Raw genomic sequence first — 11,563 nt, forward strand, 5'->3', positions numbered from 1 at the left:
AAGTTCAAATTTGCCCCAGTTTCTTTTTTGCTTATTACTAAATATACAAAATGTTTTGATGAAATGCATACCCAAATTTGAAATTACCAGACAAAAAATTACAGTTTGAATATTCATCTGTTTATATTTCGATTTTTAGTTGCTCCCGAGGGATCGGGATTCGATTCTCCTGTGTGTCTAAGCATTCTAAATGGCTCGTTTCATATAAATAAAAAGCTCCCTGTTTATAAAACAGGGAGCCTAAAAATCATAAATACTTTATAATGATATAAACTTAAGCCAGCTTAACATTTACCGCATTTAATCCTTTTCTGCCTTCAGTAAGGTCAAAAACAACTTCGTCGTTTTCGCGAACAGAATCAACTAATCCGCTAACGTGTACGAAATACTCTTCAGATGAACTTTCATCTTTGATGAAACCAAAACCTTTGGTTTCGTTGAAAAATTTTACTACTCCTTTGTTCATAATAATAATGATATAAATTTAATGATACAAACATACGGTAAATAATTGGTTCTGAACGAATAATTTTAATTTATTTGAGATTTCTTTTGTGAAATATTATATAAAGCTCACTTTATTAGTGTGTTGTGATTGTAATAATTCATTGATTTCGTGGTGGTTTTCCTCAAATTTTCTTAACTTTATTAGTCAGAATTGCAGATTTCTTGCATTCTGCATGATTTTGAATCATAATAATATGACAATATTCTGCTTATGCAAATAGATTTACTAAAGAATGCTGCTGAAATTATTAAAGAGTCCAAATATTGTATTGCCTTTACCGGAGCAGGTATTTCTGTTGAAAGTGGTATTCCGCCGTTTAGGGGGGAAAACAGCATATGGAGTAAATATGACCCAATTAATCTTGATTTGAGCTATTTTATTGAACATCCTGATAAAACCTGGCCTATAATAAAAGAGATTTTTTACGATTTTATTGGAAATGCCAAGCCTAATAAAGGCCATGATGCTTTGGCATGGCTTGAAAAAGCAGGAATGCTTAAATGTATCATTACCCAGAATATTGATAATTTGCATCAGGAAGCCGGTTCTGAAACAGTTTGGGAGTTTCATGGAAACTCCCAACGACTTGTATGTATGAACTGTAATAATCATTTTCCTTCTGTTGATGCAGATTTTTCTCAATTGCCACCCACTTGCGATAAATGCAATGGTTTGATAAAGCCGGATTTCATCTTCTTTGGAGAACGCATCCCTCAAATTGCATACGATAAAAGTATGGAAGCCTCACAAAATGCAGATGTCTGCATCATTGTTGGTAGTACAGGGGAAGTAATGCCTGCTGCATCTGTTCCGGTGGTTGCCAAACGGAATGGTGCAGTTATTATCGAGGTGAATCCTGAAGAGTCTTTGTTTACAAGAGATGTTACTGACTTTCATCTTCAGGGAAAGGCAGGCTTGATTTTGGAGGAATTGGTTGGGGTTATAAAAGAATAAATAAACACCTAAAATTAAATGAGATGGAATTATTTAATTTTGAAAATGAACATTTTCGCTTACTGTTGATGTCCGCTGTATTTTTAGTTGCAGCTTTTATCTTATCCGTTTGGTTGTATCGTATTATGAAGCGGATTCTAAAAGAGAATAAAAACCCTTCATGGAAAAATATTGCATCTGTAATACAGTATCCTTTTAAGGCTTTGGTGTTATTAATAGCCATTGTTTTTATAAGATCTCATATTGGAGTGACAGATATTTATGGAATTAAAATTGGCCTCATTCTATATATTCTGTTTTTAACAGTTATGTCATGGCTTGGGATTTCTATTGTTAAAGCTATCAAAATTGCTGTCATTGCCGGATATGATGTGAATGAATCTGACAATTTGAAAGCTCGCAAAATGCACACTCAAATGAGAGTTTTTGAGCGAATATCTATTTTTCTGATTTTGTTTATTACATTGGCTCTGATTTTGTTGAGTTTTGAAACCATCCGTGAAATTGGTGTCAGTTTGTTGGCATCGGCAGGAATTGCAGGCTTGATCATTGGTTTTGCCGCGCAAAAAAGCATTTCAATGCTTTTGGCTGGTTTTCAAATTGCCATTACTCAACCCATACGAATTGATGATGTTGTGATTGTTGAAGGAGAATGGGGGAGAATTGAGGAGATTACATTAACCTATGTGGTAGTAGCCATTTGGGATAAACGAAGGTTGATGGTTCCGGTCAACTACTTTATTGATACCCCTTTTCAGAACTGGACAAGGCAATCGGCCGATATTTTAGGTTCTGTATTTATTTACGTTGATTATGGTTTTCCGGTTGATAAATTGAGAGAATATATGGATGAGGCATTGGCGAATAATCCATGGTGGGATGGAAATGTAAAAGTACTACAGGTGACCAATTGTACCGAAAAATCGATGGAGCTTCGTGCTCTTGCCAGCGCTAAAGACTCACCTTCGGCATGGGATTTAAGAGTTAAGCTTCGCGAAGATTTGCTCGAATTTCTAAGATTAAGCTATCCTGAATATTTACCTAGAACACGTGTGAAAATGGTAGATGATGAACCTTCATCATCCAAAAAACAGGTATAAACAATTGAGCGAAATTGGTTATACCAATTTCGCTCAATTGTTTAATATCCGAATAAAGTAACCTAAAACTTAAAACTTTGAACTTGAAACTTTATTCATAATCTTTACAAATCAAATCGCCCTTTAAGACCCCCAGTGCATTCATAGCCAATGCTTCCATTTCATCTTCTCCCGGGTAGATGGTGATTTTCCCTAAAAAGTCGATGTATTCCCGGATGTATTTTACTACCATTTTATTGTGAGCCATTCCGCCGGTCAGGATGATTCCATCAACTTCCCCTTTTAATACAACCAGCGCACTGCCGATAGCTCTGGCTACTTGATAACTCATGGCGTGAATAATGAGTCGCGCTTTTTCGTTACCTTCCTCTGCCCATTGAGTAGCTACGTGTGCCTGATTTGTTCCCAGGTGTGCAACCAGACCGCCTTTACCGGTTATCATGGCGCGGACTTCTTCACGGGAATAATCCCCACTAAAGCAGATATCAACTAATTTTCCCGCGGGCACTGTACCTGCTCTTTCGGGTGAGAAGGGACCAAATCCATCCAGAGCATTATTTACATCAACAATTTTCCCTTTGCGGTGGGCACCTACTGAAATTCCACCTCCCAAATGAGCTACAATCAGGTTGATCTCTTCATAAGGTTTCTCGATGGCTTCAGCAAATTTTCGTGCCACAGCTTTTTGGTTCAATGCGTGAAACTTTGATTGGCGTGGCATCAGTGGATGACCGGTAATACGTGCCACATCCTCTAGTTCATCTACTACCACAGGGTCGGCAATGAAAGCCCGTGCTCCGGGAATTGATTTTGCCACGTCATCGGCAATTAATCCCCCCAAATTACTGGCATGTTGTCCCATAACACCTTTTCTTAAGTCCCTTTTAAGCGCATCATTTACTTCGTATACACCGGACTCGATGGGACGTACCATTCCTCCGCGACCAACTACGGCTTTTAATTCAGAAATGTCAATTTCTGCATCTTTCAATTCGTCAAGAATGACCTCCTTGCGGAACTCATATTGGTCGGCAATGGTATCAAACTGATCCATTTTCTCTGAAGGATGTCGAATGGTCTTTAAGAAAATAGATTTTACATCTTCGAATACTGCAATCTTTGTTGAAGTTGATCCGGGGTTAATTACCAATACTTTAAACATAAATGTAGACTTTTAATCAAGTTTTGAAATAAGTTAGCTGAGTGTGTTTGATTCAAAATAAAACCCAAACATCTCATTTGACAGATATTTGGGAAATATTTTATTTCAATAAGCAATGATACTATTTTATCCCAATGCAGCCAACAAAATGCTGTCAAATTTACTCTCTTCGGAGTCGGAACGTGACGTGAGTATGATTGGTGCTGAAGCACCAAGTACCAATGAGGCGACTTTGGCCTTGGCAAACCAGACAAGACTTTTGTAGAGAACATTTCCCACTTCGATATCCGGCATCAGAAGAATGTCAGTATCTCCGGCCACTTCGCTGTTAATTCCCTTATTTTTGGCACTTATTTTACTTACGGCATTATCAAACGCAAGTGGTCCATCAATGATACAGTTCTTTATCTGATCGCGTTGATTCATTTTGCTTAATAAAGCGGCGTCAAGGGTGGCTTGCATGTTTTCGTTAACCATCTCGATGGCCCCCAAAACAGCTACTTTGGGACGTTTAATGCCTAGTTTATTCAGGTATGTCACCGAATTATTAATTATGGCAATTTTTTCCTGAAGATTAGGTGCGATGTTCATAGCAACATCAGTTACACCTATCAGTTTGTGATAGGTGTTTACTTCAAAAAAAGAGAAGTGGGAGAGAAGTTGACCTGTTCTAAGACCCCATTTCTTGTTTAAAACACCTTTTAGCAAAACAGGTGTGGGAACTTTCCCTTTCATCAAAATGTCGGCTCGCCCGTCATGTACCATTCTGACTGCAATCTCAACAGCTTTTTCCGGATCGGGCTCGTCAATTATGCTGATTCCATTTAAGTCGTATCCATGTTGGTTGGCCAACTCATTAGTTAGTTTTTCGGAGCCAACCAGCACGGGTTCAATAATTCCTGCTTTATAGGCTTTATAAACTGCATCCAGCGAATAGGCGTCTTGGGAAACAGCAAGAGCAAGCCGCTTGCGTGGCTTGCTTTTGTCTATTAGTGATTGCAGTTCATTCAGATGTTTAAACATGATATCTGTTTTATCATTCATTCATGAATATCAGTTAACTGATACTCATGAGGGTCAGTCACACTGAAATCTATTTATGAACCAATTCTGTGACAATTTTCTTTGTGTCAACAGCAATTACAAGTTCCTCGTTGGTTGGCACAACCATGATGCGGCATTTTGACTCTTTCTTGCTGATGTCCATTTCCTTGCCACGAAGGCCTGTGTTTTTCTCATCATCCAAAACCATACCCATAAAATCCAATCCTTTACAAACCTCCCTGCGGGTAAGGTCTCCATTTTCACCAATTCCACCTGTGAAAATCAGAATGTCAACACCACCCATTGCAGCGGCATAGCTGCCAACAAACTTTTTAATTCTGTAGTTGTACATGCTCATGCCTAATTCAGCCATGGGATCTTTTTTCTCAAGTGCTGATTCAATTTCGCGCATGTCTGATGATATACCTGTTACACCAAGCATTCCACTGTGCTTATTAAATAAGATACTGGCCGACTGAATACCGATGAGCTCCTTGTCCATAATATAAGTTGCAGCACCAATATCAAGGTCGCCACAACGGGTACCCATCATCAATCCTTCAAGTGGTGTAAACCCCATGGATGTATCAACCGATTCTCCATTCATAATGGCAGCTACAGAGGCTCCATTACCCAAGTGACATGATATGATTCTCTGTTTTTTATAGTCAACTCCAAGAGCTTCACAGGCTCTTTTTGAAACATACCTGTGGCTGGTTCCGTGAAAACCATAACGTCTGACTCCATATTTTTTATAGAGCGAAAACGGAATGGCATACATGTAAGCATGTTTGGGCATGGTTTGGTGAAAGGCCGTATCGAATACTCCCACTTGAGGTACATTTGGTAACAGAGATGAAATGGCGCGAATTCCTTTTAAATTGGGAGGGTTATGCAAAGGAGCCAGGTCAATGCAGTCTTCCATTTTGCTGATGACCTCGTCTGTAATAAATACACTTGAATTAAAGGTTTCTCCACCATGTACCACACGATGACCCACGGCATCGATCTCTTCCATCTCCTTGATGCAACCGTGAAGGTCGCTCAAAAGGATTCCCAGAATATAATCTATACCTGTTTCATGATCGAGAATTTCCCCTTCAAGGAGAACCTTTTCTCCGTTGCTTTTTTCATGTTTTAGAAAGGATCCTTTTAAACCAATCTTTTCAACCCCGCCTTTAGCCATCACATCCCAGGTTTCACCTTCCATGAAAAAGAGTTGATATTTAATGGATGAACTTCCACAATTGAGAACTAATATCTTCATTTTTTGAACTTTAAACTTGTTGAATTAAATACCAGAAGTTAATCAGGATGTTTCTTAATTGATTCTTTTCCCGTTCATATCGTATTTGTAAAATCCTTCACCGCTTTGTGCTCCAAGTCTTTTCGCTCTGACAAGGCGCTTGATAAGCGGTGATGGTTTGTATTTGGATTCTCCAAATTCATCAAACAGGTTATCCATCCATTTAACCACTTTGTTTAATCCAATAATATCGGCTGTATGAAAAGGCCCGAAACGCATACCCAATCCAATGACCATTGTTTTGTCAATGTCTTCCAATGTTGCAATACCCTCCATAAGAGCTTCACATGCTTCGTTTAGAAGTGTTACGTATAGGCGTACACTCACAAGACCAGCTGATTCTTCTACAGGAATAACATCCCTGTTTATCAATTTAACGAAAGTGCAGACTTTGCTGTAAACTTCATCGGTGGTATAAAGCCCTTTAACCACTTCAATGATTCTAGCTTCGGCTGAGGTTACAAAAAAGTGAAGACTCACACATCGGTCGCGATGCACCAACTCAGAGGCCAACTCTGAGATGACAATGGTGGTGGCATTGGTTGCAATAATGGTATCTTTGTCCACTACAGCTTCAATGCTTCTGAATATCTGCTTGCGCACGTCAATGCTTCTTTCACCGGTAGCTTCGTCAGATCGGATGGCTTCAATTACAAAGTCGCAATCAACCAGATCTTTGTAATCCATGGATCCTTTGATTCGTCCAAGAATTGCTTTCTTCTCACTTAGAGTTAAACCCCAGTTTTCTATCCGATGATCAAGCTCACGGCTGATGCCGTGAATGGCAGATTCAATTTTATCCAGTGATAACTCGATAAAAACAACCTCCATTCCGTGCCAGGCAGCAATTCGGGCAATGCTTTGTCCCTCTTTGCCACATCCAACAACACCAATTTTTGAAAAAAGAGTTTTAACTCTTTTTCGCTTGTTTAGTGCGTATTTTTCAATAGGTTCGACTACAATTTCTGCCATATCCCTCGAGTTCTTGTGTTGTTAATGCTTTTAGTTTTATTTAAGAGTTCCTGCTGCCTGATTGGCTGTTATTGCTATCAGGTTTACAATGTCGCTAACAGAGCAACCTCTTGACAGATCGTTTATTGGTGCTGCCATTCCTTGCAATACGGGTCCAATGGCTTCTGCATGTGCCAAACGTTGAACCAATTTGTATGCAATGTTGCCTGATTGTAAGTCGGGGAAAATTAACACATTTGCTTTGCCGGCAATTTCGCTCCCCGGAGCTTTTTTGCTTCCAATGGACGGGATCAATGCCGCATCGGCTTGAAGTTCACCATCAATTTTCAGGTCAGGATTGATTTTTTTTGCTTTTTCTGTCGCTTCAACAACTTTGTCTACCATGGGATGCTTAGCACTTCCTTTGGTTGAAAAGCTCAGCATGGCAATGCGTGGTTCTATTCCTACTATTGATTTAGCCGTCATGGCAGATGCAACAGCGATATCTGCCAATTGATCTGCATCAGGATCTGGGTGTACTGCGCCGTCAGCAAAAATAAGAATTCCGTTTTCACCAAACTCTTTATCCTTCAGGATCATGATGAATGCACCTGATACAACACTGATCCCCGGAATGGTTTTCACGATTTGGAAAGCCGGCCGTAACACATCTCCGGTAGCGTTATCAGCACCGGCCACTTCGCCATCAGCGTCTCCGTTTTTAATCATTAGCACAGATAGATATAGCGGATTTTTTACAAGCTCAGAGGCTTGTTCAAGGGTCATTCCCTTACTTTTTCTTAATTCGTAAAGAAAATCCCGGTAGCTCTCAATTTTATCGTGCCTTTCCGGGTCAATGACGGTTGCTTTATCAATGTGTGATAAATTAAGACGTGAAGCCTCATCTTTAATGGCTTGTGGATTACCAATTAAAATGATTTCGGCGAAATCTTCTTCCAGAACAGTATTTGCAGCCTGAAGAGTTCGCTCCTCCAGTCCTTCGGGTAAAACAATTCTTTGTTTTTTTGCTTTGGCGTTTGCTTTTAGTTGTTGAATAAATTCCATAATAAATGAGTAATTTTTATGTTTTGTAATACTTTTACGTTTGTTCTAAATGTATGGTTTTCAAATTCATATATTTATTGTATGAATTTTGCATCTTGTAATCACACTTCTTGTCTGGTTGTAGTACCCAAAAATATCTCAATCAATGGGGGAATATTTGTGCTAACCCGGATTACAATCTATTAAATTTAAGAAATTTAAAGAGATTATGCATCAATATTTTGCACTTTTCAAAACGAATTGCAATTCAAAGATACAAATTTCTGATAATCTATGGTTTATCGTTAAAAATCACGGATGCTAAAGAAATGCCGGATTGTTAAAATCCGGCATTTTAGTTTGTTGTTTAATATGTTGATTAATTGTTGTTTAACCTAAATGAAATGCGATGTGATGAAAAGTTTGTTTAAAGAATTATTAAGGATATTTCACTAACGTATCGGTGGAGTTCCTCTTTTAGTTGTAATAACAACGACACCGTTTAGTGCTCCATCACCATATCTCTCAATTGCTGATTCGCCTTTTAAAACTCTTATTGACTTTACGTTGTGTGATGGGAGGTGAATGCGTGAATGGACAATTTTCCCATCAATTACATACAATGGTGGGTTTTCATGGAGTTCAAAACGTTTTAGAGTCGATACAAACTCACGCTCTTCTTCTGATAAAGTAAATTGAACCGGAATCGACATTTGCGTATGTACATCAACACCGTTTTTTCTTCCTGGTCTCCAATCTGTCATCATGTCAACAATTCTTAATGCTTCCATATCCAACAGGGGGTCAATGCTTTCCTCTATTGCTGCGTTCATCAACTTCCCATCTTTTGTTATAATGAACGATACTTTAACAACTCCTTCAATCCCGTTAATCCATGCTTCATCAGGATAAATAAGATTGGATCTGACAAATCTGTGGATATTTGAAGGTCGTCCTCTGAATGCCGGAAGTCTATCAACTATTGTATATACGGAATCCATAGTCTGCTTTGATGGTTCATTTGCATATAATTCGGTAACAAATAATATGGAGGAAATCAACCATATAAATGGCATGAACCATTTCCTTGAATTTAAAGAAGTTGCTTTCATGTGTCCGAGGTTTGGTTATATTAATTAATTGCTCTATATTCTTTAGAATGCTAAAGAAACTACATTTAAACAGCTACTTAATAGATGTGTTAACAATCTTTAAGTAACAATAATTATACCAATTGTATATCGATATGAGTTTAATGATATTGTTAATTAGATTTAATCTTTAAAATGATGGTATTTCCGGAATAAATAGTTATTACTTTTGCATGGTTTAAGATTTTAGCAATGTGGTTTATATGCTTTCATTTACAGTGTTTTTAAGATCCCGACGCTATTTTGCTCCGGCTTTTTTGTTTTTTTGTTTTGCCATGGTTTTCAGTACCTGGGTTACATACATCCCAGTTATTGTAGATAAACTTGAGATCAGTGAAGGGCAATTAGGAGTGGCTTTATTCTTTGCTTCACTTGGATCTTTTTTAATGATTCCGGTAAGTAATAGGTTAATTGATGTTCTTGGAGTTGGGCGTCAAACTTTCTTTGGTTTCATCTTTTATGCCACTTCGGTATATGGAATGTTTCTAGCCCCAACTTATATTCTACTCTGCATAGCACTCTTTTACTTTGGTCTGATGAGTTCTGTATTTGTAATAGCATTAAACTCTCTTCTTGCAAATGTTGAGCTTAAGGCAGGGCGAAATATTATGACAGGGAGCCACGGATTTTGGAGCGTTGGAGGAATTATTGGTGCCTCTTCCGGCGGATTTTTAGCGGGGAAGATTGGTATGCCGATTCTGCATTTGACAGTGCTCTTATCTATTTTAATCGCGGCTCAAATTATGTTAAGAAACGCGTATTATCATATTAAAGGAGAAACTCCATCATCTGGTAAAAGGAGAAAATTCCCGGTTAGGCCATTGCTTGCTGTTGCTATAATCGGGTTGATACTTATGGCTTCTGAAGGAGCAATTGCCGATTGGAGCGCTCTGTTTCTTCAAAGAGAGGTTGAATTAGATAAATATATGCTTGGTTTTGGATATGCGCTCTTTTCTTTGGGAATGACCATTGGTCGATTTTCCGGCGATGATTTAAGTTTTAAGCTTGGCTCCTGGAAGTTGCTGCGAATAGCAATTGGCACAAGTCTGCTTGGCTTTGTTCTGGTTTTAAATGTTCAACCAGCGATAACTCTGGCTGGATTTATGGTGATTGGATTGGGGTTTTCAGTTATTGTCCCTGAAATATACCGTTTGGCATCACGCATTGATGGTGTTAAAACTTCGGATGGAGTCTCATTTATTGCTGCGGTTTCTAATGTAGGATTTTTAATTGGTCCGGTTTTTCTTGGATTGATAGCAGAGGCCTACAGCCTTCTTATCAGCTTTTTCGTACTATCTCTATTCGTTTGTTTTGCTTTTATAATATCTCTGTTTAAAAAATGATTTAAAATCATTTTTTACTCTATGTGCTAAATCGATTCATAAGAAATAGTTATGAAATCATGAGCTTGCAAGCTTTTTTGATGAGATATTGAGGTATGAACTTATAGGTCGGAGCACTTATTTAATATTGCTATTAATTCAATTCCGCTGTCTGTTCAATGAGAAAAAATCAGTTGAATCTGCTCGATTCACTATAATGGGTTTGTTGATCTAACTTGCAATACGTAATAGTATAAACATAACTCGAGAAATGTTTGACCAAATGTCGTACAATTACCTATTGCAAGGTGATCAATATGTAAAGTAATATTATATTATATTGACAAAATAATCAGCCTTTTCTGCTTCGATCTCTTAATGCATCAATTCTGGACATGACTTCTCTGAGGTTTTCCAAACTGTTTTCGGTATCAGCAAATTTTCCACCTGATCCTTTAACAGAGTTTTTTGAACCTTGTTTGTGATTTCCATCCTTAGAACGAATTTCAAAACTTGGATATATGCGAGGTTCTGAGAATCCTTCAACTTTTTCGTAATCACAGAAATCAAGATATCTTAATAATTCTTCAAAGAATTCTGCTTTTTCATCTCTTACTTTAACCCGGTAACTCTTCATATTTGTTAGATTTAGTACGATAAGTGATTTGTTAAAACTAAAGTATAAACAAAATATTACATTTATCGCTGTGCTTGTGAATTTTGTAAATAATTTTGATAATATTAAATAAAGTTTGGATGAACGTTTAAATAATTATGATATAAAGTTCTTCTTTGCCTCTACAATTTGCCATTAAATGCCTTCTAACGCATATCTGTGATAATTGTCCATCGTGATTTCACTATAATTTTTAGCACTATTTTCACTCAATAGAAATCAAGGCCAGGTAACTTTGTTTAATTAAATTAAGTGTGTTAAGTTGATTTGGGTGGAAAGGAAGAGTTTGCAATAATTCAAGTAATTTAGTCGAAAAATGTTTTTGAACTTATATGCAACCATTTT

11 protein-coding genes are annotated in these 11,563 nt (G+C 37.7%); 3 read left to right on the forward strand and 8 right to left on the reverse strand.

The window, feature by feature from the left end:
- Positions 1 to 274: 274 nt before the first annotated feature.
- A complete protein-coding gene (locus B5X70_RS04915; protein WP_079556770.1) occupies positions 275 to 466 on the reverse strand; it encodes a cold-shock protein in 192 nt (63 codons plus the stop codon).
- A 252-nt stretch (positions 467 to 718) separates the two neighbouring features.
- Here B5X70_RS04915 and B5X70_RS04920 point away from each other — a divergent pair, with 252 nt between their 5' ends.
- Together B5X70_RS04920 and B5X70_RS04925 are read left to right on the forward strand one after the other, a co-directional pair.
- On the forward strand, positions 719 to 1,462 hold the full coding sequence (locus B5X70_RS04920; protein ID WP_079556771.1) for an SIR2 family NAD-dependent protein deacylase: 744 nt from the start codon (positions 719 to 721) through the stop codon (positions 1,460 to 1,462).
- A 23-nt stretch (positions 1,463 to 1,485) separates the two neighbouring features.
- A complete protein-coding gene (locus tag B5X70_RS04925; RefSeq protein WP_079556772.1) occupies positions 1,486 to 2,562 on the forward strand; it encodes a mechanosensitive ion channel family protein in 1,077 nt (358 codons plus the stop codon).
- 91 nt (positions 2,563 to 2,653) lie between these two features.
- Here the strand turns inward: B5X70_RS04925 and buk are convergent, their stop codons facing one another.
- The 6 genes from buk to B5X70_RS04955 form a co-directional block, all read right to left on the reverse strand.
- Complete coding sequence (gene buk / locus B5X70_RS04930) at positions 2,654 to 3,724, reverse strand: butyrate kinase (protein ID WP_079556773.1); 1,071 nt, start codon at positions 3,722 to 3,724, stop codon at positions 2,654 to 2,656.
- A 126-nt stretch (positions 3,725 to 3,850) separates the two neighbouring features.
- Entirely contained in the window at positions 3,851 to 4,768 is a 918-nt protein-coding gene (locus B5X70_RS04935; RefSeq protein ID WP_234995073.1) for a bifunctional enoyl-CoA hydratase/phosphate acetyltransferase, read from the reverse strand.
- A 49-nt stretch (positions 4,769 to 4,817) separates the two neighbouring features.
- The gene (locus B5X70_RS04940; RefSeq protein ID WP_079556774.1) at positions 4,818 to 6,035 is read right to left on the reverse strand and encodes an acetate/propionate family kinase; all 1,218 of its coding nucleotides are present in this window, start codon (positions 6,033 to 6,035) and stop codon (positions 4,818 to 4,820) included.
- 54 nt (positions 6,036 to 6,089) lie between these two features.
- On the reverse strand, positions 6,090 to 7,046 hold the full coding sequence (locus B5X70_RS04945; RefSeq protein ID WP_079556775.1) for a 3-hydroxyacyl-CoA dehydrogenase family protein: 957 nt from the start codon (positions 7,044 to 7,046) through the stop codon (positions 6,090 to 6,092).
- A 36-nt stretch (positions 7,047 to 7,082) separates the two neighbouring features.
- The gene (gene pta / locus B5X70_RS04950; protein ID WP_079556776.1) at positions 7,083 to 8,090 is read right to left on the reverse strand and encodes a phosphate acetyltransferase; all 1,008 of its coding nucleotides are present in this window, start codon (positions 8,088 to 8,090) and stop codon (positions 7,083 to 7,085) included.
- Positions 8,091 to 8,521: 431 nt separating this feature from the next.
- On the reverse strand, positions 8,522 to 9,181 hold the full coding sequence (locus tag B5X70_RS04955) for an energy transducer TonB (RefSeq protein ID WP_079556777.1): 660 nt from the start codon (positions 9,179 to 9,181) through the stop codon (positions 8,522 to 8,524).
- A gap of 242 nt (positions 9,182 to 9,423) precedes the next feature.
- Here B5X70_RS04955 and B5X70_RS04960 point away from each other — a divergent pair, with 242 nt between their 5' ends.
- The gene (locus B5X70_RS04960; protein ID WP_079556778.1) at positions 9,424 to 10,563 is read left to right on the forward strand and encodes an MFS transporter; all 1,140 of its coding nucleotides are present in this window, start codon (positions 9,424 to 9,426) and stop codon (positions 10,561 to 10,563) included.
- Positions 10,564 to 10,894: 331 nt separating this feature from the next.
- Here the strand turns inward: B5X70_RS04960 and B5X70_RS04965 are convergent, their stop codons facing one another.
- The gene (locus B5X70_RS04965; protein WP_079556779.1) at positions 10,895 to 11,179 is read right to left on the reverse strand and encodes a hypothetical protein; all 285 of its coding nucleotides are present in this window, start codon (positions 11,177 to 11,179) and stop codon (positions 10,895 to 10,897) included.
- Between the last annotated feature and the right edge of the window lie 384 nt (positions 11,180 to 11,563).

Origin of the sequence: Alkalitalea saponilacus (assembly GCF_900168165.1) — a bacterium.
Taxonomy (GTDB): Bacteria; Bacteroidota; Bacteroidia; order Bacteroidales; family Marinilabiliaceae; genus Natronoflexus; species Natronoflexus saponilacus.

Excerpts from the sequence above, each read along its gene's own strand:
- B5X70_RS04945 (WP_079556775.1), bottom strand. The coding sequence starts at position 7,046 with ATGGCAGAAATTGTAGTCGAACCTATTGAAAAATACGCACTAAACAAG.
- B5X70_RS04915 (WP_079556770.1), bottom strand. The coding sequence starts at position 466 with ATGAACAAAGGAGTAGTAAAATTTTTCAACGAAACCAAAGGTTTTGGT.
- B5X70_RS04925 (WP_079556772.1), top strand. The coding sequence starts at position 1,486 with ATGGAATTATTTAATTTTGAAAATGAACATTTTCGCTTACTGTTGATG.
- B5X70_RS04935 (WP_234995073.1), bottom strand. The coding sequence starts at position 4,768 with ATGAATGATAAAACAGATATCATGTTTAAACATCTGAATGAACTGCAA.
- B5X70_RS04940 (WP_079556774.1), bottom strand. The coding sequence starts at position 6,035 with ATGAAGATATTAGTTCTCAATTGTGGAAGTTCATCCATTAAATATCAA.
- B5X70_RS04960 (WP_079556778.1), top strand. The coding sequence starts at position 9,424 with ATGCTTTCATTTACAGTGTTTTTAAGATCCCGACGCTATTTTGCTCCG.
- B5X70_RS04955 (WP_079556777.1), bottom strand. The coding sequence starts at position 9,181 with ATGAAAGCAACTTCTTTAAATTCAAGGAAATGGTTCATGCCATTTATA.
- B5X70_RS04920 (WP_079556771.1), top strand. The coding sequence starts at position 719 with ATGCAAATAGATTTACTAAAGAATGCTGCTGAAATTATTAAAGAGTCC.
- B5X70_RS04965 (WP_079556779.1), bottom strand. The coding sequence starts at position 11,179 with ATGAAGAGTTACCGGGTTAAAGTAAGAGATGAAAAAGCAGAATTCTTT.
- pta (WP_079556776.1), bottom strand. The coding sequence starts at position 8,090 with ATGGAATTTATTCAACAACTAAAAGCAAACGCCAAAGCAAAAAAACAA.
- buk (WP_079556773.1), bottom strand. The coding sequence starts at position 3,724 with ATGTTTAAAGTATTGGTAATTAACCCCGGATCAACTTCAACAAAGATT.